Genomic DNA, 22,592 nt, shown 5'->3' on the forward strand with positions numbered 1-22,592 from the left:
TTGAGGAGGGTCGAATGACCGCTATGGGTTGCAGATTCAACCGGTAGTTGCCACAGTCGGCCGCTCCTGGCTGAGGATTCGACTAAGCTGCTCCTGCCCAGGCTGCGGGAGTCTATGAACGCTCGGCTCCCCGGATCTCGCTCAGCACCTTGGCTTCGACCTCCGGGTTGGGTTCGCCATCCTTGGTAGCAATCAATTCTTTCGGCGCCAGCGGGATCAAGGGCAGGATCAGGGCGTACACCACGGTCGTCGCGATCACGCAATAGGTGAATCCGTGCGTTGGGCTGCTGTTATAGATCCATGAGCCCAATAGATCCCCGGCACGCGCCGAGAGCGCGAGTACGCCATCCACCAGCATCATCAAGGTGCCTTGCAAGCCAGGCGGGCAGGACCGCATCGCGAGATCGAGATATGCTGCCGTGGCTACACCGCCCATCAGCCCTATCGGAGCCGCCAACACAAGCGCGAGATTGGCTGAGTGAATGAATGCTAGCGGAATCATCTGTGGCACTGCGACGATCGTTCCCCACCACAGCAGCTTGTTCAGCGGTACTTTCTTGCACAGAAAGCCATACAGCAAAAATGTCGGGATGAACGCGGCGGCAAAGATCCCGTTGTAGTACGAGTAAATGGAATCCGATGCATGCAGCACATTGGTCAGATAGAACTGTAGCGGAGTGGCCGATCCTGGCGCAAAGTTCCACAGAAAGCAGATGAGAACCGCTGGATAGACGGCCTTATGCTTCGCCAGCCTGCTGACGTTGCCAAGGAGATCCGCGCCCCTGGCTTGCGGCTGATCGTAGAGTTGGCCGAAGACGGAAACGGGCTTCCAGAGCCCCAGCGCGGCAATCAATAACGTGACCGTCGCCACCAGGATAAAGGCTTCTTTCGCGGCAAGATGATCGGAGATGTACCCGGAAGCGAACGCGCCCGCAACGACCGGGACGGAGCTGACCAAGTTGCACAGCGCGCTCAGGCGCCCGGACATGCGTTTTTCCTGGCCCACCAAGGCGATCAAGCCCTGATAGGCCGCGGCGACAAATCGGGACGACAGCATTGCCAGCAGCATCCCGATGACCAGTCCCGCGTATGAGAAACCTGAAAACGCTATCCAGACGAATGCCACCGCGGTCACCGGAGCGAAAATCAGGAAGAAGCCACGATCGCGCAATCCCAGCGGGTTCCATTGGTCGCGCGCGAGGCCAAAAGCGAACGCGATGTACACGGGTATGCCCGTAACCAGCCGGAATGTCGAGATCTGCGTTGCCGTTGCATGCAACTGGTTCTTGAGTATGTACGACGTCTGTACATCAACCAGGAAACCCGCCGGCGTTGCCAGATAGATGAACAGGGTGAGGCAACCGAAATACAGCAGGGTTCGGTCGCTGCCCTCGGCACCGTGACGAGCGGATGCGGCCGGCGTTTTCGTAGAGGCGCGTTTGAAGTTCTTGGACATGGGGGCCACGTACACGTCCTCGGAAAACCAATCGGAGGGGCTCCCGTGCATGTGCGGGCTGCGCCACCGGGCATGGTTAACAGAATAGAGCGTCAGTGCGGGAAACGTGTAGGTAAAAAATGGGACTCGATGTTCCCACGCCTACCGCATTCGCGCGGAGAATGCCGCCCGCGAGCGATATGACGCGCTGCTCGCGGGCGGCGCGATGGCCTGCCCAGCGTCCACCAGGTTCATCCGGTAGCGTCCGGCGCGTTGCGCGCCTGAGTGGCATCCGACGGTTACGCCCGTAGCGCCGCTTTCATCATCGCGCCGACGCGATCGAACAGGCATTGCGCAGCAGGCGCCACGCCGAGCAGGTGGATGCAGGCATGCACCATGCCCGGCAAGCGAGTCTGTTGCACGATGACGCCCGCGTCGGCGAGCCGGCGGGCGTAAGCCTCGCCTTCGTCGCGCAGTGGGTCGTACTCGCAGACCAGAATGATGGCGGGTGGCAGGCCATCGAGCCGCTCTGCGCGCAGCGGCGACGCATACGGCGAGCCGTTGTCCGCCGGTCCGCGCAGGTAGGCCGACCAGCAGGATGCCATCACATCTCGCGTCAGGTAGTAGCCCTCGGAAAATTCGGCGTAGGAGTTCGAGTCCATCGCGCTGTCCAACGCGGGATACAGCAGCAACTGATGCGCGATGGCGGGGCCATTGCGGTCGCGTGCCAACAGGGCCGCAGCGGCGGCAAGGTTGCCGCCGGCGCTGTCGCCGCCTACAGCGATCCGCTTTGGATCGATGCCGAGTTCCGCAGCTTTGTCGAATGCCCACACCACCGCGCGATACACGTCCTCCAGCGGCACAGGGAACTTGTGCTCGGGCGCGAGCCTGTAGTCCACCGACAGCACCACGCAGCCGGTGGCGTTGGCCAAGGCACGGCAGGGGTTGTCGTAAAGCGCCAGCGAGCAGAGAACCCAGCCGCCGCCGTGCGCGAACACGATGGCAGGCAGCGGCGCGTCAGCTTGCCGCGACGCCGTCGGCCAGTAGCCGCGAATCCTGATCTCGTAGCCGTCATCGGCTGTCACGCTGAACACCTTGATCGCGGCCACTTCCTGCAAGGGGCCGTGCAGCGCAGGCAAATCTCGTTCGGTGGCCTGGCGCATTTCCACTAGCGACGTCTCACCGACACTTGCTGGTAACGCTGCCAGGAAGCGAACGATATCTACATCAACGGACATGCGCATGCCCTCCCTGCTGCGCTTCCAGGAACGGCAGCAGTTCAGCGATGAATGCCTCTGGTGCCTCCTCCATGATGAAGTGGCCGCAGTCCGGCACCACCACGCCGCGCAGGTCGATGGCGTTGTCGCGCAGCGTCTCCAGTGGCGCATCGTTGGTCGCGTGCTCCGCGCCGATGGCTAGCACCGGCATCGCCAGCTTGCGCTTTGCGCGTTCGCGGTTCTGCCGCACTGTTTCCGGAATCGCGCGGTAGTAGGCGAAACCGCCGCGCAGGCCGCCCGGCGCCGAATAGGCCGCGATGTAGGTGTCCACGGCCACGCGGTCGCGACGATGGGACCACTGGTCGAACATGAAATTCAGGTAGGCGGCCTCGCGCCCGGCGATCAGCGTCTCGGGCAGATCGGCTACCTGGTTGAACATGAAGTGCCACAGGAACTTGTTCTCGGCAGGCGGGGCGAAGATGCTCGGCGCAGGCGCAAGTCCGGGGATCACGGCCTCGGTAAGCGCCAGCCGCGTGACTGCGTCGGGATGGTCGCTGGCCAGCGCGTAGGCCACCCACATGCCCACATCGTGGCCGACCACCTGATAGCGGCCATGGCCCAGTGCGGCCATCACGCGGTGCAATGTGTGGGCAGTGGCGCCGGTGTCGTAGCCCGTGGGCGGCCGGTCGGAATGCCCAGTGCCCGGCGGGTCGACCGCGACGGCGAGAAAGCCGCGTTGTGCGAGCGCCGCCATGACATGGCGCCAGGCGAACCACGTCTGCGGCCAACCGGGAATCAGCAGAACCGGCTGGCCGCTGCCTGCGGTGACACAGTGCACACGGTGGCCGTCAATGCGTACATAAGTGTGCGTGTGTTGGGTGTTGTCTTGCATGGATGTCTTCGGTGGATGGATTGGATGCATCGGAGGCATTGGATGCGATGAATGCGATGAATGCGATGTCGGTGTCAGGCGATGCCGAGCATGCTGTCGATCTGCGCCTTGTTGACGGTGGCGCCAGCAAAGTCGTCGAAGATGCGTGAGGTCACGCGGATGATATGGCGGTTGATGAAATCCACGCCTTCGCGCGCACCGTCTTCCTGGTCTTTCAGGCAGCACTCCCACTCGAGCGTGGCCCAGCCTTGGTAGTCGTATTGCGCAAGCTTGGAGAAAATCGACTTGAAATCGACCTGGCCATCGCCCAGCGAGCGGAAGCGTCCGGCGCGCTCGGTCCACGACGTATATCCGCCATAGATGCCTTGCCGCCCGCTTGGGTTGAACTCGGCGTCCTTGACGTGGAACATGCGGATGCGGTCGCGGTACAAGTCGATGTAGTCCAGGTAGTTCAGCTGTTGCAGCACGAAGTGGCTGGGATCGAACAGGATGTGGCAGCGCGGATGGTCGCCAACCAGGCCGAGGAAGCGCTCGAAGGTGGCGCCGTCGTGGAGGTCTTCGCTGGGATGAATCTCATAGCAAAGGTTGACGCCTTGCGCATCGCAGGCATTGAGCACCGGCAACCAGCGTTTGGCGAGTTCTTCGAAGGCGGCTTCGATCAAGCCTTCCGGGCGCTGCGGGAACGGGAACAGGTAAGGCCACGCGAACGAGCCGGAGAAGGTGCCCATCTCGGTCAGGCCAAGCCGGCGCGACGCCTTGGCGGCAAGCTCGAGGCGCTCCAGCGCCCAGGCGGAGCGCGCCTGCGGATTGCCGCGCAGCGCGGGCGGCGCGAAGTTGTCGCACATTGAATCGTAGGCGGGATGCACCGCCACCAGCTGCCCGAAGATATGCGTGGTCAGTTCGCTGATGACCAGGCCGTGCCCGGCCAGCATCCCTTTGACTTCGTCGCAGTATGTCTGGCTTTGCGCTGCGGTCTTCACGTCGAACAGGCGCTCGTCCCACGCTGGAATCTGCAATGCCTTGAAGCCGATGTCGGCGGCCCATTTGGCGATGGCGGGCAGCGTGTTGAACGGCGCTTGCGTGTCGCTGAACTGGGCGAGGTGGAGACTTGGACCTTTGATGGTTTGCATGGATTGAACCGCCTATTGTTTGTTGAGCGACAAAGAATAGATGGCAAGGATGAGGAAGTCAACCGTGTTCGGCGCCGCGACGGTAAAATGCACGCCGCGACAGCATTCACTCACGAGCAGAACATGGCCGGACGCCCCAGAGAATTTGATCGAGACCAAGCCCTGAATACGGCCATGACCGTGTTCTGGGAGCGCGGCTATGAAGGCGCGTCGATGTCGACGCTGGTCGAGGCGCTGGGCCTGGCCTCGGCGCGCATCTACGCGGCGTTCGGCAGCAAGGAAGCGTTGTTCCGGGAAGCGGTGGCGCTCTACGAGGCAGGCGAAGGTGGCTTCGCGGATCGAGCCATGCAGGAAGAGGAGTCGGCCAGGCAGGCCATCGAACGCTTGCTCAACGACGCGGCGCGGACCTACACCAAACGCGGCCGTCCGCATGGCTGCCTGGTGGTGTCCGCGGCCAGCAGTTGCGCACTCGAGAACGAACCGGTGGCCGACTGGCTGGCAGAACATCGCCGCCAGCGCACGCAATCCATCATTGACCGGCTACATGCGGCGGTGCAAAGCGGTGAACTGCGGCAGGACACCGACATCGCCGCGCTTGGCGATCTCTACGGCGCGCTGCTGCACGGCATCTCCGTGCAGGCCCGCGACGGCGTCAGCCGCGCCCGCTTGCAGGCGATGATCGGGCCCGCGATGCTGGCTCTGGATGCTGCCGCAGCCCCTGGCAAAGCCGACTCTTAACGTTGATTCGGAAGAGTGGCGCTCGCTGCACCGGGTGCGGCCCCTGCTTGCTGATCTGGGCCGGATTGACATCCGGACGTCCACCATGTCCGGCACCGTACCGACTGCACGGCCCGTTCAGGTCACTATAATCAATGCGTCATGCGTCATGCGTCATGCGTCATGCGTCATGCGTCACGCGTCACGCGTCACGCGTCACGCGTCACGCGTCATCGCGCAGAGCCCTTCGCTAGTCTAGCTACTGATGGGCTACTGATGGGCTACTGATGAGCCGCCGGTCGGCGGCAAGGCAGCCATGTGCGCTTTGCACTCGTCAGCCTGACAAGGTATCTATCGCAAGAGCGATATGCGGGCCGCCGATCGGCCCGCCACGTGGGGGCGGTTGCCCGGCCAACGTGCGGGGAGAAACCATGCAAAGAAGCATCGATCAGGTACGTGCCGCGATTCTTGCCGTGGTGATTTCGCTGGTTGCCGCATGCGGCGGGGATGGAGGCGGCTCGGGTAGCAGCAGTGGCGCGTCCGGCCCGGCAGGCGGCATTGCGCTGCAAGTTGTCTCGTTTGGCGACAGCCTGTCTGATGTCGGGACCTTTGCGCCGATCGCTAGCGCGGTCGGCGGAGGGCGATTCACAACCAATCCTGGGCAAGTGTGGACTCAGAATGTGGCGCAATACTATGGCGATACGCTAAGCGCTGCGTTTACGATCGGCATCACGCATCAGTTGAGTGCGCAAGGCGGCCTCGGCTATGCGGAGGGCGGCGCCACGGTGGCAACGCCGGCAAACCTGAACAATTTTCTGACTGACGTGATCGGCAACGTCGAAATGCCCGTCAACCAGCAGGTTTCGAGCTATTTGTCCGCACACGGGAGCTTCAACGCCAATCAGCTGGTGCTGGTCTGGGGCGGCTCGAACGACGTGCTTCGCGCCGGGGCACTGCCGGCCGCGGCGCAGACCGTGCAGACGGCGGCAACCACCCTGGCGCAAATAGTCGGACAGATCATCCAGAACGGCGCCACGCATGTCGTCTTGGTCAATGTCCCGAATGTCGGACTATCGCCCAAAGGCATCGCCTCGTCCGACGGCGGGGCAAACCTGACCCAGCTATCGCAGATCTTCAACAACAGCTTGATCGCTGCCTTGCAGGCCGATGGCCTGCAAGGCAAGGTCATCCAGATCGATTCTTATACATGGGAGAACCAGATCATTGCGAGCTTTCAGGCCAATGGCTTCGTCGTGTCAAACACCGGCGTCGCCTGCGATCCTGCGAAAACGCCTCACGACACGGCCTTGTTGTGCTCGCCGGCTACCTACGTGACGGCCAATGCCGATCAGACCTACATGTTCGCCGACGACCTTCATCCGGCGACGCGCCTGCATGCATTGTTCGCCCAGTTCGTTGAGCAGCAGATCGCCAGGAGTGGTCTTGGTCACTGAGCCTGGGAAAATGATGACTCGCCAGCAGAATCGTCGGGTTCCAGCACGTTCGTTTTTTTGCCAGCATGGCCCCAGAGCATGCGGGCGTGCTTGCTCTCAGGCCAGCCGCTCGAGCTGCCGACCGGCTTCGTCGAGCCAGGCCTGCTGCCGTCCGGCAATCTCCGCAAATTCTGAACTGGCCAGCGGGTGCTCGGCGAGGCGCCGCCAGTATGCGCGGGCCAACGGCAGCATTTCGTGCCATACGCTGGCCGGCGGCTGAGTGGGCAGTGTGAACGTGGGCAGGTTGTCGCGCATTGTGCCGCTGCGGTCGGGGGCCAGGGCCATGGGCAGCATGTCATAAGCAGGGGCCTGTGACAGGGGCATGGTGCCTTCATGCAGAAAGGCAAGGTTGCCATTGTGCATATCACTGTTGCCGATCAGGCGGCCGAAGGCATATAGCCGGCAGACATCCTGATGGGCTTGCTTCGTAATGCGGGCCTGCTTGAGTAGTGCTTCGGTGAGTTCCGGCCAGGTCGCGCGAGCCCGCCCGACGAATTCCGCGTCCAAGGTGGCCAGTGACACCACGCCACGCCGACCACCCTGCTGGGTGCGGTCGAAGCGCGATAGCTGCAGGAAACGCTGGCCGTTAGCATCCAGCACTTCGCTATTGGCAGCTAATAGGCCGTGATTGGCCAACTGTTGCAGGGCGAGATGCTCCGCCAGCAGCAGGTCGCGCCAACGCTGACTAATCGCGTTGTCCTGCGCGGCACTGAACTTGACGAGGACTGCATGCCCATTCACGTGCACGGCGAATTTGGGTTGCTCCCCGCCGGCACTGGAGCCAACCAATTCGCCCGCCATCGATTGGGCGGCAAGGCGAGGGTAATGCTGTGCGCGCTCACTCGTGGCGATGCTGTCCGGCTGGTGTGCCAGCCAGGCGGAGCGGCTTGCGTCACCCAGAAGCAGATTGCCGGGCACATCATGCTCTCCCGCCGCCAGCGCGGCCAGCACATGGTCGTCGCTCCAATTCAGCAGGTCATCTGGCAAACCTAGCGCAGCGGCACGGTGGCGCACCCAGTGCCGCCCGATAAAGCCTTGCGGGCGCATGTCCTGTAGCCACCAAGGCAAGCTGTCCAGCAAGCAGTCGTCTTCGCCACTTTGGCGTAGGATAAAGCCTGGATGGACCGGCAGCAGCTCGCCCCATTGTTCAATCCGACCTGCAGCCGTAACACGGTACAGCGCAAATTGCGTCTGCCCCGCCACAATCCGGCATGCCAGATACCGCACAGCCCGCGCGCTGCCAACACGCGCAATGCGGTCGCCAGCTTCTGCGATACGGCGCGACAGCGTGGGCTGGCTGATCTTCAGCCGCAGGCACAAGCTCGCCGCGTTGGCGGGTCCCTCGCTAAGGATTTCCAGCAGGGCGGATGGTCGGGTGGGCATGAATAGATATTGAATGGATCGTCATTTCAGGAATTCATTGTATATCAATGGTTTGGAAGTGTTTTCTTGCTTGGGTCACTGCCTCGTGAATAGATACGGGCGGGTAGCGACAGGCGGACGCGAACAAGAAGGAGGTCGAGCGCCCCCTCGATTGGGGCTGATCGATAGTGGGGGAGAGCGTATGCGCCGTAGGAGGCTTGTCCGTGTCCGTGTCCGGGTTACGCGGACAAGCGGAAAAAATCGCACAAAGCGGCGTTTGGTACGCAGAAAGTCAGTGGTCTTAGGAACACCGCTCCACCACTCCTCTAGCTTAAGTGCGGCGCGCGCCAACGATGACTTCGGCCCCTTCGGCTGCTAAACGTAGCGCGGCGGCGCGGCCGATGCCGGAACAGGCGGGGGTGGTAGCGCTGAGGATTGCCGTTGTTTCCGAAACGCCTCCGTCACGCGCCTGGCGGCAAACAGCGGCAGGTAGTCGTGAATCTTGGCGCCGGCCTGAAGCTCGTGCCAGGCGGCGAAATACGCGCGCTCCACCTCCTCCACCGGGACTTTCAGGGCTTCGGATATCCTGGCGATCATTGAGGACTGTGATTCGGTTTTCATATTGCCTGCCACCTGGCAGGAAACGGCGGTGCGTGATGTGGCGCTGTGCTGGCGCGTGTTGTTTGAGGACGAAAGGGCGAAAGGGCTTGGTCAGGCACTCGCCTGATAATCGGTGAGGCGCATTCTCAAGTATAGGAATGCAGCGTCGCTAAACACGCCATCGTGTTGCCATATTTGTCCTGCACAATGCAGGCTATGCCGACTCAGGTGGATAAGTTCTGAATGCCAATACCCACGACTGCCCCAGGCCTGGATCGTCGTAGTCGTCGTAACGAGTCGGTTGGCCTCTCCCTCGCTTTGTGGTCTCACCGTGCGTCCAAGAATGCCGGGGATGCTGGGGATGGGGTGTGCTTTGCTTGTTTGTTCGCGGGGTGTGGAGCCATCAGGTTGATGGCTCTTTTTGTTTTTGGTTTTGCTTTTGGTGCCACGGCGCGGCGATTGGCCCTGCTGCTGGTGCTATGCATGGCGACGAGTGCCTGGGCCGATGCGGACGTCGGGTTTCTTGCGATGTTTGCCAAGGATGGGCTCTGGCGTAACGTGCAGGCGCGCTGCCTGGCACCCGGCGCGCCGCAGCATCCCGATTGCGTGGTGGTGGATCGTGAAAAAGGCTTGGTGCTCTACAAGGATGCCATCGGCCGCTCGCATTTTCTCGTCATTCCGGATCATCGCGTGACTGGCGTGGAGGAACGAGGCTTGTGGGAAGAGGGCGGGCCGAACCCGTGGGCATTCGGCTGGGACGTCAGGCGGTTTGTCGGGCAGGCACGCGGGCGGCCGTTGCCGGATGGCATCCTGGGGCTGGCGATCAATGCTAAGGCGGCGCGCAGCCAGGAGCAGATGCATATCCACCTGGACTGCATCAGCCGGGATGCCAGGGACTTTGTCGCCGGCACGAGTGCGCGTATCGGGACCGCCTGGACGGCGCTGCGGTTCATGGGCAAGCCGGTACAGGCTGTTTTCGTGCCTTCGCCGGGAGCGGCGCTGTCCGTCAATCCATTCCTGCTTATCAAGCATCGTCTTGGCGAGGCGGCGTCAGTCGTGCCGGACCGGGGTGTGTTTGTCACTTATGTGGCGGATGCCAAGGGCACGGGCGGCTTTGTCATCGTGGACCAACCGGTCGATCGTGAGGCTGGCAGCAATGGACACGCCAGCGATTTCCTGGACCGCCAGTGCAAACTGGCGCAAGAGGATGTGCAAGAAGACGCGCCAGCGGCGCTTGAGTAACCTCGGCTTCGAGGCTGCCAAACCGGGGTTGCGCTCGCGCAAGCCGTTGCTAGAATGAATGTCCCCGATCAGCATGAAGGAGTGCAGCCATGGCAACGTATCAGCGCGGCGATTTGTTCCTCGTCACTTCTGTTGAGGAATTGCCCTGGGGGCGTTACAGAGGGTTTGTGACCATGATGGAGGGCACGCAGACGCAAGCGTCATCACGGCACACTTGCCCCATGTGCAGGGACAATCCGCTCCAGGCCCATGAGGACGCCGATGCCGATGTCGAGTATGCCTACAGGCACTATCTCTCGGACCATATTGACTGGAGCGCCCACGCCGGCGATACGGAGCACTGAGCGGAAACCGGGAACGCGCTGCAGCGCAGGGCTTTCCGCACTCACTTCAGGTTCTCTCCCCAGTAGGCTTCGATCTGCTTGACCAGCGCGGGTGGCAGCGCCACGTAGTGCTCTGCCGCGGCATCAGCCTGCCCGTCATTCAGTGCCCAACGGAAGAATGCGAGGGCGGCTTTGGCGCTGGCGGGATCCTTCGGCGCCTTTGGCATGATCACGAACACGGCGCCGGTAATTGGCCACGCTTGTGTGCCGGGCGCGTCCGTAATGACCTGATAGAAGTCGGGGTGCTGGCTCCAGTCCGCAGACGCTACCGCTGCGCTGAAGCTCTCCCGCGCGGGCTCGATAAACGCACCGTCCCGGTTTCGCACCGCCGTGTAGGGCAGCTTGCGTTGCAGCGCGTAAGTCAGCTCGACATAGCCGATCGCCCCTTTGACATTCTTGATGTAGGTGGCCACGCCCTCGTTGCCGTTGGCGCCGACGCCTGCCGGCCATTTGACGGTGGTGCCCGAACCCACGCTGCCTTTCCATTCGTCGCTGACCTTGGACAGGTAGTCGGCCCAGTTGAAGGTCGTGCCGGAGCTGTCGCTGCGATGCACGACCAGGATCTTTTGATTGGGGAAGTGGATGCCGGGGTTGATCGCGCCGATGGCCGGGTCATCCCAGTTGGCGATCTTGCCCAGATAGATATCCGCCAGCAATTGGCCAGTAAAGCGGACCTGGCCAGCGGCTACGCCGTCCAGGTTGACGATCGGCACCACGCCACCGACAACCAGCGGAAACTGGACCAGTCCGGCTGCGCGTAATTCATCTGGCTTGAGCGGCATGTCGGAGGCGCCGAACGTGACATTGGCCGCCTTGATCTGCCGGATGCCGTTGCCCGAGCCGGTGGGCTGGTAGTTCACCTCCTGGCCGGTCTTGGCGTAGTAGGTGGCCGCCCATTTCACCAGCAGGGGATAGACGAAGGTGGAGCCAGCGCCGGTGATATCGCCCGCGTGCGCGCAAAGCGCACAGCCGGCGAACAGGCTGATGAGCGTGGCGCTGCGCTTCACGTTTTGCCAAAAGAGGGTTGGAGTCATTTTGCAACCTCCCAGGCATGTCAGTGAACGGCGCACTTAGCGCACGTACGCCCGTATCGGACGTACTGCATGTAACGCTTCAACGGCGCGGTCCGCCGGGGAGGTCACATGCTTATCCTAGCACTCGCTGCCTTGTTATCGGCAAGGTGTTTTGCAAGTGCGACGGAGAGGCGCAACGGTGCGTCATCGCGTTGTCATGATGTTGTCGCCGGGCTGTCATCATGGCTTGCCGAGTCTTTACTTTTCCGCCATCCACCCCGCTACGGCCGTCACCACTTGTGGCTCGATCCCGTTGAATCCGTGATAGGACATGGCCTCGCACGGGTCTCCAACGCTCTTGCCGCCGGCGAAGTGGATCAGTCCGGCTTTGGGGGCTTTGGCCAGCTTGTCCATCAGTCCTTGCACTTCGTTGTACGGGCACTGCTTGCAGCCATCCTGTTCGTGATGGACCACGAGCACGGGTATCTTGAGTTTGTCGAGGGCCATCGCCGGCACCTGTTGGCCGCGATCGTCGCGCAGGATGGTGGCGGTCAGCACGATGCCATCGGGGCCGCCATCGTCCGCTAGCCGGATCGCGGTGGACGCTACCGACTGGGTGCCGCGGCTGGTACCGACCAGCCAGACAGGCAGGCTGGTGTGGCTGCGCATCCAGGCGATCACGGCCTTGGTGTCTTCGGCATGCTCGGCGGACAGGCGGAAGCCGCTCAGGTAGGGCCAGGACAGGCGGTCGCTCGGCGCATCGATGACGGCAACCGCGAACCCGTTGTCGACGAAGAGTTGGCGCGAGCGCACCAGGAAATTGCCGGCACCCCAGGCAACGCCCCCGTTGGGGTAGATGTTCAGGCCACCATGCGCGCCTGCGTAGAGGATCACCGCAGCCGTGGGCTGTGCGGGCGCCAGATACAGGAAGCGCTGCGTCACGCCGGGGCGCGTCGGGATGTCAACCACCTGTGGCGCGGTCTGTGCGCGCGCTGCCAGGGTGCAGAGCAGCAGCGTGAGGCAGAGCGTGGCCTGGCGCAACCGTCGCGGCGTGTTTGCTTGGCGGCAAGGCATGGGTTGTCTCTCCGGGGTTCGAATTTCGAATTGGCGGGCACGGCGCCGTGGGTGCGCAGCAAGATAGCATCGGCGGCGAGGATGACCAATCCACGCTAACCCCGGCTGGTCACCTATTTCACCTATGGCACCTATGCCGCGGCAGTGACGCGATACACGCAGCGCCGCGCGTTGCTCAGCAGATGCTCTTCGCGGGTAACGGTCGCTTGCGCGCCGATGACCTCCTGGAAGATCCGCAGCTCTGCCCGGCAGAACCCCTGGCAGGTCTGCGCAGCGGCGCAGATCGGGCAATGGTCTTCGATCAGCAGCCAGTCCTTGCCGTCTTGCTCAAGGCGCGCCATATAGCCTTCGGCCTGGCGCAGCGCGGTGAGCGTGGCGAGCCGCTGCTGCAACTCGCCCTGGCCGGCGACCGCCGCGAGATATTGCGCGCGGGTTTCGGACTCGCGCTGGCCGATCAGCTTGTCCATGCCTTCCTCGCCGAACAACTGCCGCACCGATCCGATCAGCTGGATGGTGAGTTGCGCGTGGGTATCGGGAAAGCGGCCGTGCCCGCTGGTGGTGAGGGTCCAGTCCTGGCGCGGCCGGCCTGCGCCGCTGGCGCTTTGCTGTCGGCCCTCGATCAGCCCGGCGGCGAGCAGCTTCTGCACCTGCTGGCGTGCGGCCTCGGCGGTGCCGCCCAGCGCCTGGGCGATCTGCGTGGTCGATGCCGCGCCCTTGGTCTTCAACAGGAACAGGATGCGATCACCCGGAGACCCAGTAGGGTTATCCAAGTTATTGTTTGCATAATTCATGGGTGCACCCTAATATCCAAAAACTGTCTTGGATATTAGGGCAGGCGGGCGGCAATGTCGAGTCTGTCCTGCATCTGGCCAAGCCGATCATTGCTGTTTCAATGCTGTCTATCAAGGAAATCGTCCCATGCAAGCCACTCGTACCCAACACGCATCGCGTCAGCTCACCATGCTTAATCCGCTTGGCCTCTATGATCCCAGCGCCAACGGTTACTCCCATGTGGCGATGGTCGCGCCCGGCGCGGGCCTGGTCTGCGTGGCCGGGCAGGGTGGGGAGCGCGCGGATGGCAGCCTGCCTGAGAGTTTCGAGGCGCAGGTGCGCCAGGCGTTCGACAACCTGGGCGTGGCGCTGGCCGCCGCTGGCGCGCAGTTGCGCCATGTGGCCAAGCTGACCGTGCTGGTGGTGGATCACGACGAGGCGCGCCTGGCCGTGCTGGCGGCGGCGGTGGCGCGCGCCTGGGGCGATACACCCAAGCCGGCATGCACCTTGATTCCGGTGCCGCGTCTGGCGCTTGACGGGATGTTGTTCGAGGTGGAAGCGCTGGCCGTGGCGGAGGGCTCAATGTCCGCCGCGTCTTCCGGCGCGGTGTAACCGGTGCTAATGCGCAGTACGCCCGTGTTGCGCTCAGGCCGCCAGCTTGGGTTGCCGGGATGGCTGAGGCTGTCCCGCCTGGGTCTCGCCAAACTGCGGATGGTGTGCGAAAAGCTCGGCCACCCAGTTGACGAACACGCGCACCTTGGCCGACAGGTGGCGGTTCTGCGGGTACATCGCGGCGATCGGCAACGAGTCTGTGGGCCAGTCGGGCAGTACTTCGACCAGCCGGCCGCTTTCCACATAGGGCAGGGCCATGGCGCGCGAGATGCGGGCGATGCCGTGGCTTTCCAGCGCGCAGCTCAGGTAGACGTCGCCGTCGTTGGTGGAGATGGACGAGGGCAGCAGCATTTCCGTGCGCTGCTCGCCTTGCCCGAGCGGCCACGGTACTTCGCGGCCGGTGCGGTTGGACAGGTAGTTCACGGCCCGGTGCTGCACCAGCTCGCTGGGCTGGGTGGGCGTGCCGTTGCGCTTGAGATAGACCGGCGAGGCGTAGAGCCCCAGCCGCAGCTGGCCGATGCGGCGCGCCACCATGGTGTCGTCCACCGGGTCGCCCACGCGCAGCACCACGTCCACGCCTTCCTTGAGCAGGTCGATGGGCTTGCCGTTGATGGTGAGCTCCATCTTGAGCTCGGGGTAGGCGGCAAAAAACTCATGCAGCTTGGGGATCAGCACCAGTTGCGCCAGCCCGGCGGTGGTGTCCACGCACAGCGTGCCGCGCGGCGTGTTGTTCTGGTGGGTGAGGGATTGCTCGGCCTCTTCCACGTCCGCCAGGATCCGCACGCAGCGCTCGTAATAGGCGGCGCCGTCGGTGGTCACGCTGATGCGCCGGGTGGTCCGGTGCAGCAGCTTCACGCCGAGATGGGTTTCCAGGTTCTGGATCAGCCGGGTGAGCGTGGCTTTCGGCAGGTCCATGGCCTCGGCCGCGCGCGCAAAGCTGCCGACATCCACCACGCGGGTGAAGGCCTGCATTGATACGAGACGATCCATGTTCACTCCCCTGGGTAAGGAAACAGGCAGGTCTGGCTGGCGGGGCAGGCACCCGGGTGGGGTGCGGCCCGGCGTGGCTCATGACGGCTTGCGCGGCTGCGCAAGTGCGGGAGTGGAGCACAAAATGGATGACCTTGCACAGCGAAGGGTCTCCCGGGCGCCACATGCCCGATTATTTCACCGGAGAAACAGTGCATTGGTAAAGCCTCGCTTTATCCCACCTTCATCAACCACCATAATTCGCTGCATCGCAATATGCAATGGATGCGTCGCCATCGCGCCGCACGTGACCGACATGTCGCCCTCGCAATCGAAAGCCGCAGCAGCAGCCTTAGCAGCCGAACTGGCCGAGGGGCGCGTGACGGAGCACGCGGTGGAGAGCTGCGGGCGCACCATCACGGTGCGCCTGAATTACCCGCCGGGCTATCCGGAGGGCAAGGCCGCCCCGTCGCTGCCGTGGCTGATCTACCTGCATGCGGGCGGCTTTGTGGACGGCAGCCTGGAGAAATCCCAGCGCCTGGCGCGCTCGCTGGCCGTTACCGTGCCTGCGGTGGTGGTCACTCCGGCGTATTCGCTGGCCCCCGATTTTCCGTTCCCGGCGGCGCCGGAGGACGTGTTTCATACCGCCGAATGGGTGCTGCGCCATGCGCGCCGCCTCAAGGTGGACAAGCTGCGCTTTGCCCTGGTGGGCGAAGAGGCGGGCGGCAACCTGGCGATCGCGCTGTCGCAGATGCTGCGCGACCGCGGCTTGCCCGAGCCGCGCGCGCAGTGGCTGATCCGCCCGGTGACTGATCCATGCCTGCAGCACGCCTCGTGCTCGGTCGGGCAGGGCGGGCGCAGCGTGCCGCTGGAAATGCTCCAGCGCCTGGCGGGCTACTACCGCGATTACCTGCCGACCCCGGCCGCCAGCGTGCATCCCTACGCGGCCCCGGCGCTGGCCTCGCGGCTGGCCGGCCTGCCGCCCACCTTTGTGCAGGTGGCGGAAGAAGATGCATTGCGTGCCGAAGGCGAAGCCTTCGTCAGCCGCCTGCAGACGGCCAGTGTGCCGGCGCAGGTCCAGATCATGCCCGGTGCCTGTGGCGCCGGCGTGGAAGTGTCCCACGACCGATGTCAGGTGTGGATAAACGAAGGCGCGCGTTACCTGCAAGGCTATCTTGCCGGCGACGACGACGCCTCACCCAAGGCCGAACGCCAGACAGGAGCCAGCCCGCCCGGCTGATCCCGCGTTACCAATAAGCCAAGCCGGCCTGCGACAAGCAGGCGTACCGGGCGTGCTCGCTTTGCGCGCTCCGGCGGGGGCGTTCGTCCTATTTTTGCTTTCCAGTTGAAGAAAACCCGCAGACGGAATACGGAGTCAAGAAAATGAATCAGCAAACTCGACGCACCATGATTGCCCTGGCCATCGTCGCAGTGCTCGGCGCTGGCCTGGCCACCTCGATCTTCAAGCCCTGGCACGCTGGCGAGGCGCAGGCCGTGCCTGGCCCGGCAGCACCCACCACCGTGGACGTGGCAGCGGCCCTTGGCAAGACCATCACCGAATGGGACGAGTTCTCCGGCCGTCTGGAAGCGGTGGACCGGGTTGAGATCCGCGCCCGCGTTGGCGGCACCATCGACGCCGTGCACTTCCGTGAAGGCGCGCTGGTGAAGAAGGGCGATCCGCTATTTACCATCGACCCGCGTCCTTATGCCGCAGAGGTAGCGCGTGCGGAAGCCGCGCTGGCCGCCGCGCAAGTGCGTGCCGGCCACGCGCAGACCGAACTGGCCCGCGCGCAGCGACTGGTGCAGGACAACGCGGTATCGCGCCGCGAGTTCGATGAGCGCGACAACGGTTCGCGCGAAGCCATCGCCAATGTGCGTGCCGCGCAGGCCTCGCTGGATGTGGCTCGCCTTAACCTGACCTATACGCGCATCACCGCGCCGGTCAGCGGGCGCGTATCGCGCGCCGAGATCACGGTGGGCAACCTGGTGGCGGCCGGTGCCGGCACGCCGGTGCTGACCACGGTGGTGTCGGTCTCGCCGGTCTATGCCAGCTTCGAGCTCGATGAGCAGACCTACCTGCGCTATACGGCGGACAAAGCGTCCGGTGGCGAAGGTGGCCAGTCAAAGCTCCCAGTGTTCCTGGGCCTGGCTAACGATGAGGACTATCCGCGCGAGGGCCATATCCAGTCGCTGGACAACCGGCTCGACACCAAGAGCGGCACCATCCGCGTGCGCGCCGTGTTCGACAACCCGGACGGCCGCCTGCTGCCGGGACTGTATGCGCGCATCAAGCTCGGCGGCGGCACGCCGCATCCGGTGGTGCTGATCAACGACCGCGCCATCGGCACCGATCAGGGCAAGAAGTTTGTGCTGGTGCTGGATGGCGCCAACAAACTGGCCTATCGCGAAGTCACGCTTGGGCCGTCGTATGAAGGGCTGCGCGTGATCCGCCAGGGTTTGAAGGCCGACGAGAAGATCGTGGTCAATGGCCTGCAGCGTGTGCGCCCCGGCATCACGGTTGCGCCCAAGCCGGTCGATATGGCGTTCAAGCGCGAACTGGATCAACGCGGCGAATCGGCTGACCGTAAGCAAGCGGCCACGGAGAAAACCACGGATAAGGCGGCCGACGGAAAGCCGGTGACCTGAGCCGATCCGGCATGAACCGCATGCGCTGAATCCGTCAAGGGTTTGCTCCCCTCTCCCGCATGGCGGGGGAGGGGCCGGGGGAGAGGGCGGGCGTATCCACGGTGCGCCGGCTTTGAAAGTACCTCTCCCCCGAGGCCAAACCATTTTTTAGCTTCCCCGCTCCACATGGCGCCTGCCATTCAGGCCGCCAGGGGGAGCCCTTTCGCCAAGACTGCCGAGACTGAGATGAATCTCTCGAAATTCTTTATCGACCGGCCTATCTTTGCCGGCGTGCTATCGGTGCTGATCTTCCTGATCGGCGCCATCTCGATGTTCAAGCTACCCATCTCGGAGTATCCCGAGGTGGTGCCGCCGTCCGTGGTGGTGCGCGCGCAGTATCCGGGCGCCAACCCCAAGGTGATTGCCGCGACCGTGGCGTCTCCCCTGGAGGAGCAGATCAACGGCGTCGAGGACATGCTCTACATGTCGTCGCAAGCCAATAGCGATGGCCTGCTGACGCTGACCGTCACCTTCAAGCTCGGCACGGATCCGGACAAGGCCCAGCAGCTCGTGCAGAACCGCGTGGCGCAAGCCGAGCCGCGCCTGCCGGAGGACGTGCGCCGCCTGGGCATCACCACGGTGAAAAGCTCGCCCGACCTGACCATGGTGGTCCACCTGGTCTCGCCGAACGACCGCTACGACATGACCTACCTGCGCAACTACGCGGTGATCAACGTCAAGGACCGCCTGGCGCGGATCCAGGGCGTGGGCCAGGTGCAGCTGTTCGGCTCGGGTGACTATTCCATGCGCGTGTGGCTGAACCCCGAGAAGATGGCCGAGCGCAAGCTGGTGGCCGCCGACGTGGTCAAGGCCATCCGCGAGCAGAACGTGCAGGTGGCCGCTGGTGTGATCGGCGCCTCGCCCGCGCTGCCGGGCGCTGACCTGCAGCTCTCGGTGAACGCGCAGGGCCGCCTGGAAACCGTGGAGGCCTTTGGCGACATCATCGTGGCGACCTCGCCCGATGGCGGCGTGACGTACCTGAAAGACGTGTCCCGCATCGAGCTGGGCGCGTCGGAGTACGCGCTGCGCTCGCTGCTGGACAACAAGTCCGCGGTGGCCATTCCGATCTTCCAGGCTCCTGGCTCCAACGCCATCCAGATATCGGACGACGTGCGCAAGACCATGGAGGAGCTCAAGCAGAACTTCCCCGATGGCGTGGACTACAGCATCGTCTATGACCCGACGCAGTTCGTGCGCCATAGCATCGAGGCCGTGACCCACACGTTGTTCGAAGCCATCGCCCTGGTGGTGCTGGTGGTGATCCTGTTCCTGCAGACGTGGCGCGCCTCGGTGATTCCGCTGCTGGCCGTGCCGGTGTCGATCGTGGGGACGTTCGGGCTGATGCACGCCTTTGGCTTCTCGATCAATGCGTTGTCACTGTTCGGGCTGGTGCTCGCTATCGGGATCGTGGTGGACGATGCGATCGTGGTGGTGGAGAACGTCGAGCGCAATATCGCCGAGGGGTTATCGCCAAAAGAGGCCACCTACAAGGCCATGCGTGAGGTGAGCGGCCCGATCATCGCGATCGCGCTGACGCTGATCGCCGTGTTCGTGCCGCTGGCCTTCATGACGGGCCTGACCGGTCAGTTCTACAAGCAGTTTGCGCTGACCATCGCCATCTCGACCATCATCTCGGCCTTCAATTCGCTGACGCTGTCGCCGGCCTTGTCCGCGCTGCTGCTGCGCGGCCACGATGCGCCCAAGGACTGGCTCTCGCGCGGCATGGATCGCGTGCTGGGTGGCTTCTTCGGCCGCTTCAATCGTTTCTTCGGTGCCAGCGCCGATCGTTACGGCAAGGGTGTGAAGGGCGTGATCTCGCGCAAGACGGCGGTGTTCGGCGTCTACGCCGTGATGCTGGCGCTGACCTGGGGTGTGTTCCAGCTGGTGCCCAAGGGCTTTGTGCCGGCGCAGGACAAGCAGTACCTGGTGAGCTTTGCCAAGCTGCCTGACGGCGCCACGCTGGACCGCACCGAGGACGTGATCCGCCAGATGTCCGACATCGCGCTCAAGCAGCCGGGCGTGGAATCGGCGATTGCCTTCCCGGGTCTGTCGATCAATGGCTTCACTAACAGCCCGAGCGCCGGCATTGTCTTTGTCTCGCTCAAGCCGTTTGAAGAACGCAAGACCAAGGAACTGTCGGGCAACGCCATCGCAGCGCAGCTAAATGGCAAGTACGCCGCGATCCAGGATGCTTTCATCGCCGTGTTCCCGCCGCCGCCGGTTCAGGGCCTGGGCACCATCGGCGGCTTCAAGATGATGATCGAGGACCGTGCCGCGCTGGGTTACGACGCCTTGTTCGACGCAACCAACGCCTTTACCACTAAGGCGCGCGCCACGCCGGAGCTGGCCGGTATCTTCACCAACTACCAGGTCAACGTGCCGCAGCTGGATGTGAAACTGGATCGGGTGAAAGCCAAGCAGTTGGGCGTGCCGGTGACGGACGTGTTCGACACGCTGCAGACCTACCTCGGCTCGGCCTATGTCAACGACTTCAACAAGTTTGGCCGGACCTACCAGGTCAAGGTCCAGGCGGATGCGCAGTTCCGCGCCCACGCCGAGGACATCCTGCAACTGAAGACGCGCAACAGCGCTGGCGACATGGTGCCGCTGTCGTCGCTGCTCACAGTCAACCAGGGGTTTGGCCCGGACAGCGTGATCCGCTACAACGGTTTCACCGCGGCGGACATGAACGGCGGCCCGGCCCCGGGCTTCTCCTCGGGCCAGGCGCAAGCCGCGGCTGAGCGCATTGCGGCCGAGACGCTGCCCAAGGGCATCAAGTTCGAGTGGACCGACCTGACCTACCAGGACATCCTGGCCGGCAACGCGGGGGTATGGATCTTCCCGCTGTGCGTGCTGCTGGTGTTCCTGGTGCTGGCCGCGCAGTACGAAAGCCTGACCTTGCCGCTGGCCGTGATCCTGATCGTGCCCCTGAGCCTGCTGGCTGCCATGACTGGCGTGTGGCTGACCAAGGGCGACAACAACATCTTCACGCAGATTGGTTTCATCGTGCTGGTGGGGCTGTCAGCCAAGAACGCGATCCTGATCGTGGAGTTTGCGCGGGAGCTGGAGCATGAGGGCCGCTCCATCGTGGCCGCTGCCATTGAAGCCAGCCGCCTGCGCCTGCGCCCGATCTTGATGACGTCGTTCGCGTTCATCATGGGGGTGGTGCCGCTGGTGGTGTCCACCGGCGCGGGTGCCGAGATGCGCCATGCGATGGGCGTGGCAGTGTTCGCCGGCATGCTGGGCGTGACCTTCTTCGGGCTGTTCCTGACCCCGGTGTTCTACGTGGCGCTGCGTATGCTGGCGACCCGTGGCCAGCGCCGCAAGGTGTCGGAAGCACCGTCGGCGAGCCACAAGGCTATCGCCTCCGCTGAATAACGGTGATCGACATGAACGCAACATTGACATCCAAGATGACATCGCTACTGCCTGCGGCGCTGCCGCGCCTGGCCACGCTGGCCGTGGCCCTGATCCTGGCGGGCTGCTCGCTGGCACCGACCTACAAGGTGCCGGAAAGCGCGACCGCCGCCACGCCGGCCTACAAGGAAGCGATGGCCGCGCAAGCCGAAGGCACGCAATGGAAGGTGGCCACGCCCGCCGAAGGCGCGCAGCGCGGCGAATGGTGGAAGATCTTCGGCGACGCCGATCTCGACCGCCTGATCGCCACCGCGACCGAATCCAACCAGGACCTGGCGATCGCCGCGGCACGCCTCAAGCAGGCCCGCGCCTTCACCGGCGTGGCCGAGGCCGACCAGTACCCGCAGTTGAGCGTGGGCCTGGACCCGACCCGCACGCAATTGTCGGCCGCCTCGCAAGGGCTGCCCGATGGCACCAAGGTGGCGCCGCAGACCGTGCTCAGGGCACGCGCCTTTGCCAGCTACGAGCTTGACCTGTTCGGTCGCGTGGCCGACAACGTCAAGGCGGCGCGCGCCGAAGGCGATGCGGCGGAAGACCTGTATCGTTCGGTGCTGCTGGCGCTGCAGGCGGACGTGGCGCAAGCCTACTTCGCGCTGCGCACGCTGGACAGCGAGCGCGACCTGCTCAACGCCACCATCACCCTGCGCGAGGACGCGCTCAAGCTGCTCAAGCGCCGCTTCGACGAAGGCGAAACCACGGACCTCGACCCCGCCCGCGCCGAAGCCGAGCTTGGTACAGCCCGCGCGGATCTCGCCGGCATCGAGCGCCGCCGCGCTAACCAGGAGCACGCGCTGGCGGTGCTGACCGGCGCGCCGCCGGCCGCCTTCACGCTGGCTGCGCGCCCGCTGGACGCCGCGCTGATCACCGTGCCGGCGGGGCTGCCCTCCGATTTGCTGGAGCGCCGTCCCGACATCGCGCAAGCCGAGCGCCTGATGGCGGCTGCTAATGCACGCATCGGCGTGGCGAAGGCCGCGTTCTATCCACGCATCACGCTGAGCGGCTTGTTCGGCTTTGAGTCGAGCGACCTGTCGAACCTGTTCAAGTGGTCCTCCAGCGCGTGGGCGCTGGGGCCGCTGATCGGCAGCACGATCGCCGCCCCGATCTTCGACGGAGGCCGCAACAAGGCCAACCTGGCGGCGGCGCGCGCCCAGCACGAGGAAGCGGTGGCGAGCTACCGCCAGAGCGTGCTGACCGCGATGCGCGAGGTGGAAGATAGCCTGGCGGACGTACGCTGGCTGAGCCAGCAGGCCGGCGCATTGGACGGCGCACTGGGCGGCGCCCGCCGCGCGGCCAAGATCTCGCGCAGCCGCTACGAGGCGGGCGCGGTGGATTACCTGACGGTGATCGACGCGGACCGCACGGTACTGCAGTCGCAGCGCGACGCCAACCAGGTGGCCGGGCTGCGTGCCTCCGCCACGGTGGCGCTGGTGCGCCGGCTGGGCGGCGGGTGGGGGCCGTTGCCGGATGCCGCACCCAGTGTGGCGCAGGCGGGCACTGGCCCGCTGGCATCGAACCACTGAGCACAAGCAGCGTGGTGTCCTGCTGCCTGGCTGTGCTTGCGTTGCCGCGCGATGGGCCCG

General features: G+C 64.3%; 19 protein-coding genes. 9 read left to right on the top strand and 10 right to left on the bottom strand.

Annotation, left to right across the window (positions count from 1 at the left end; translation table 11 throughout):
• Positions 1–112 precede the first annotated feature (112 nt).
• The 4 genes from AC1RQK_RS00365 to AC1RQK_RS00380 all read right to left on the bottom strand — a co-directional run bounded on the left by AC1RQK_RS00365 (position 113) and on the right by AC1RQK_RS00380 (position 4,674).
• Positions 113–1,456 (bottom strand): MFS transporter, encoded by a 1,344-nt coding sequence (locus AC1RQK_RS00365; protein WP_492807079.1) that lies wholly within the window; start codon positions 1,454–1,456, stop codon positions 113–115.
• A 278-nt stretch (positions 1,457–1,734) separates the two neighbouring features.
• On the bottom strand, positions 1,735–2,673 hold the full coding sequence (locus tag AC1RQK_RS00370; RefSeq protein WP_492807081.1) for an alpha/beta hydrolase: 939 nt from the start codon (positions 2,671–2,673) through the stop codon (positions 1,735–1,737).
• Positions 2,663–3,544: an alpha/beta fold hydrolase gene (locus tag AC1RQK_RS00375; RefSeq protein WP_492372156.1), complete on the bottom strand. Its 882-nt coding sequence runs from the start codon at positions 3,542–3,544 to the stop codon at positions 2,663–2,665. Before AC1RQK_RS00375 ends, AC1RQK_RS00370 begins: the two co-directional genes overlap by 11 nt.
• Before the next feature lie 74 nt (positions 3,545–3,618).
• Positions 3,619–4,674, bottom strand: coding sequence for a sugar phosphate isomerase/epimerase family protein (locus AC1RQK_RS00380; RefSeq protein WP_492807083.1), 1,056 nt, complete (start codon positions 4,672–4,674; stop codon positions 3,619–3,621).
• Positions 4,675–4,848: 174 nt separating this feature from the next.
• On the opposite strand from AC1RQK_RS00380, the gene AC1RQK_RS00385 reads away from it, so the two are divergent.
• Together AC1RQK_RS00385 and AC1RQK_RS00390 are read left to right on the top strand one after the other, a co-directional pair.
• Complete coding sequence (locus AC1RQK_RS00385) at positions 4,849–5,412, top strand: TetR/AcrR family transcriptional regulator (RefSeq protein ID WP_492387134.1); 564 nt, start codon at positions 4,849–4,851, stop codon at positions 5,410–5,412.
• A 410-nt stretch (positions 5,413–5,822) separates the two neighbouring features.
• Positions 5,823–6,845 carry an SGNH/GDSL hydrolase family protein gene (locus tag AC1RQK_RS00390; RefSeq protein WP_492807085.1) on the top strand — a complete coding sequence of 341 codons (1,023 nt, stop codon included), beginning with the start codon at positions 5,823–5,825 and terminating at the stop codon, positions 6,843–6,845.
• Between the two features lie 96 nt (positions 6,846–6,941).
• Here AC1RQK_RS00390 and yjjJ read toward each other — a convergent pair whose 3' ends face one another.
• Together yjjJ and AC1RQK_RS00400 are read right to left on the bottom strand one after the other, a co-directional pair.
• Positions 6,942–8,267, bottom strand: coding sequence for a type II toxin-antitoxin system HipA family toxin YjjJ (yjjJ, locus tag AC1RQK_RS00395; RefSeq protein ID WP_492807087.1), 1,326 nt, complete (start codon positions 8,265–8,267; stop codon positions 6,942–6,944).
• 354 nt (positions 8,268–8,621) lie between these two features.
• Positions 8,622–8,843 (bottom strand): DUF3562 domain-containing protein, encoded by a 222-nt coding sequence (locus AC1RQK_RS00400; RefSeq protein WP_492372160.1) that lies wholly within the window; start codon positions 8,841–8,843, stop codon positions 8,622–8,624.
• Positions 8,844–9,329: 486 nt separating this feature from the next.
• Here AC1RQK_RS00400 and AC1RQK_RS00405 point away from each other — a divergent pair, with 486 nt between their 5' ends.
• Entirely contained in the window at positions 9,330–10,088 is a 759-nt protein-coding gene (locus AC1RQK_RS00405) for a CDP-diacylglycerol diphosphatase (protein ID WP_492807089.1), read from the top strand.
• Positions 10,089–10,177: 89 nt separating this feature from the next.
• On the top strand, positions 10,178–10,432 hold the full coding sequence (locus AC1RQK_RS00410) for a hypothetical protein (protein WP_183031900.1): 255 nt from the start codon (positions 10,178–10,180) through the stop codon (positions 10,430–10,432).
• 41 nt (positions 10,433–10,473) lie between these two features.
• Here AC1RQK_RS00410 and pstS read toward each other — a convergent pair whose 3' ends face one another.
• From pstS to AC1RQK_RS00425, 3 genes are all read right to left on the bottom strand, one after another.
• Complete coding sequence (pstS, locus tag AC1RQK_RS00415; protein WP_492807091.1) at positions 10,474–11,505, bottom strand: phosphate ABC transporter substrate-binding protein PstS; 1,032 nt, start codon at positions 11,503–11,505, stop codon at positions 10,474–10,476.
• 237 nt (positions 11,506–11,742) lie between these two features.
• Positions 11,743–12,558, bottom strand: coding sequence for an alpha/beta hydrolase (locus tag AC1RQK_RS00420; RefSeq protein ID WP_492807093.1), 816 nt, complete (start codon positions 12,556–12,558; stop codon positions 11,743–11,745).
• A gap of 131 nt (positions 12,559–12,689) precedes the next feature.
• Entirely contained in the window at positions 12,690–13,349 is a 660-nt protein-coding gene (locus tag AC1RQK_RS00425; protein ID WP_492807095.1) for a helix-turn-helix transcriptional regulator, read from the bottom strand.
• Positions 13,350–13,476: 127 nt separating this feature from the next.
• On the opposite strand from AC1RQK_RS00425, the gene AC1RQK_RS00430 reads away from it, so the two are divergent.
• Positions 13,477–13,941, top strand: coding sequence for a RidA family protein (locus AC1RQK_RS00430; protein ID WP_492372165.1), 465 nt, complete (start codon positions 13,477–13,479; stop codon positions 13,939–13,941).
• A gap of 33 nt (positions 13,942–13,974) precedes the next feature.
• Here the strand turns inward: AC1RQK_RS00430 and AC1RQK_RS00435 are convergent, their stop codons facing one another.
• Entirely contained in the window at positions 13,975–14,931 is a 957-nt protein-coding gene (locus AC1RQK_RS00435) for a LysR family transcriptional regulator (RefSeq protein WP_492372166.1), read from the bottom strand.
• 295 nt (positions 14,932–15,226) lie between these two features.
• On the opposite strand from AC1RQK_RS00435, the gene AC1RQK_RS00440 reads away from it, so the two are divergent.
• The 4 genes from AC1RQK_RS00440 to AC1RQK_RS00455 all read left to right on the top strand — a co-directional run bounded on the left by AC1RQK_RS00440 (position 15,227) and on the right by AC1RQK_RS00455 (position 22,532).
• Positions 15,227–16,150, top strand: a complete 924-nt coding sequence (locus tag AC1RQK_RS00440; protein WP_416052301.1) for an alpha/beta hydrolase — start codon at positions 15,227–15,229, stop codon at positions 16,148–16,150.
• Between the two features lie 143 nt (positions 16,151–16,293).
• Positions 16,294–17,556 (top strand): efflux RND transporter periplasmic adaptor subunit, encoded by a 1,263-nt coding sequence (locus AC1RQK_RS00445; protein WP_492372167.1) that lies wholly within the window; start codon positions 16,294–16,296, stop codon positions 17,554–17,556.
• 225 nt (positions 17,557–17,781) lie between these two features.
• The gene (locus AC1RQK_RS00450; RefSeq protein ID WP_492372168.1) at positions 17,782–20,973 is read left to right on the top strand and encodes an efflux RND transporter permease subunit; all 3,192 of its coding nucleotides are present in this window, start codon (positions 17,782–17,784) and stop codon (positions 20,971–20,973) included.
• 11 nt (positions 20,974–20,984) lie between these two features.
• Positions 20,985–22,532, top strand: coding sequence for an efflux transporter outer membrane subunit (locus AC1RQK_RS00455; protein ID WP_492372169.1), 1,548 nt, complete (start codon positions 20,985–20,987; stop codon positions 22,530–22,532).
• Positions 22,533–22,592 lie beyond the last annotated feature (60 nt).

The sequence above is a fragment of the Cupriavidus sp. GW822-FHT02D05 genome (genome assembly GCF_058802485.1).

What these genes read in the sequence shown, in the direction of transcription:
- AC1RQK_RS00365 (WP_492807079.1), bottom strand. Translation starts at nt 1,456, where the DNA reads ATGTCCAAGAACTTCAAACGCGCCTCTACGAAAACGCCGGCCGCATCC.
- AC1RQK_RS00370 (WP_492807081.1), bottom strand. Translation starts at nt 2,673, where the DNA reads ATGTCCGTTGATGTAGATATCGTTCGCTTCCTGGCAGCGTTACCAGCA.
- AC1RQK_RS00375 (WP_492372156.1), bottom strand. Translation starts at nt 3,544, where the DNA reads ATGCAAGACAACACCCAACACACGCACACTTATGTACGCATTGACGGC.
- AC1RQK_RS00380 (WP_492807083.1), bottom strand. Translation starts at nt 4,674, where the DNA reads ATGCAAACCATCAAAGGTCCAAGTCTCCACCTCGCCCAGTTCAGCGAC.
- AC1RQK_RS00385 (WP_492387134.1), top strand. Translation starts at nt 4,849, where the DNA reads ATGACCGTGTTCTGGGAGCGCGGCTATGAAGGCGCGTCGATGTCGACG.
- AC1RQK_RS00390 (WP_492807085.1), top strand. Translation starts at nt 5,823, where the DNA reads ATGCAAAGAAGCATCGATCAGGTACGTGCCGCGATTCTTGCCGTGGTG.
- yjjJ (WP_492807087.1), bottom strand. Translation starts at nt 8,267, where the DNA reads ATGCCCACCCGACCATCCGCCCTGCTGGAAATCCTTAGCGAGGGACCC.
- AC1RQK_RS00400 (WP_492372160.1), bottom strand. Translation starts at nt 8,843, where the DNA reads ATGATCGCCAGGATATCCGAAGCCCTGAAAGTCCCGGTGGAGGAGGTG.
- AC1RQK_RS00405 (WP_492807089.1), top strand. Translation starts at nt 9,330, where the DNA reads ATGGCGACGAGTGCCTGGGCCGATGCGGACGTCGGGTTTCTTGCGATG.
- AC1RQK_RS00410 (WP_183031900.1), top strand. Translation starts at nt 10,178, where the DNA reads ATGGCAACGTATCAGCGCGGCGATTTGTTCCTCGTCACTTCTGTTGAG.
- pstS (WP_492807091.1), bottom strand. Translation starts at nt 11,505, where the DNA reads ATGACTCCAACCCTCTTTTGGCAAAACGTGAAGCGCAGCGCCACGCTC.
- AC1RQK_RS00420 (WP_492807093.1), bottom strand. Translation starts at nt 12,558, where the DNA reads ATGCCTTGCCGCCAAGCAAACACGCCGCGACGGTTGCGCCAGGCCACG.
- AC1RQK_RS00425 (WP_492807095.1), bottom strand. Translation starts at nt 13,349, where the DNA reads ATGAATTATGCAAACAATAACTTGGATAACCCTACTGGGTCTCCGGGT.
- AC1RQK_RS00430 (WP_492372165.1), top strand. Translation starts at nt 13,477, where the DNA reads ATGCAAGCCACTCGTACCCAACACGCATCGCGTCAGCTCACCATGCTT.
- AC1RQK_RS00435 (WP_492372166.1), bottom strand. Translation starts at nt 14,931, where the DNA reads ATGGATCGTCTCGTATCAATGCAGGCCTTCACCCGCGTGGTGGATGTC.
- AC1RQK_RS00440 (WP_416052301.1), top strand. Translation starts at nt 15,227, where the DNA reads ATGTCGCCCTCGCAATCGAAAGCCGCAGCAGCAGCCTTAGCAGCCGAA.
- AC1RQK_RS00445 (WP_492372167.1), top strand. Translation starts at nt 16,294, where the DNA reads ATGAATCAGCAAACTCGACGCACCATGATTGCCCTGGCCATCGTCGCA.
- AC1RQK_RS00450 (WP_492372168.1), top strand. Translation starts at nt 17,782, where the DNA reads ATGAATCTCTCGAAATTCTTTATCGACCGGCCTATCTTTGCCGGCGTG.
- AC1RQK_RS00455 (WP_492372169.1), top strand. Translation starts at nt 20,985, where the DNA reads ATGAACGCAACATTGACATCCAAGATGACATCGCTACTGCCTGCGGCG.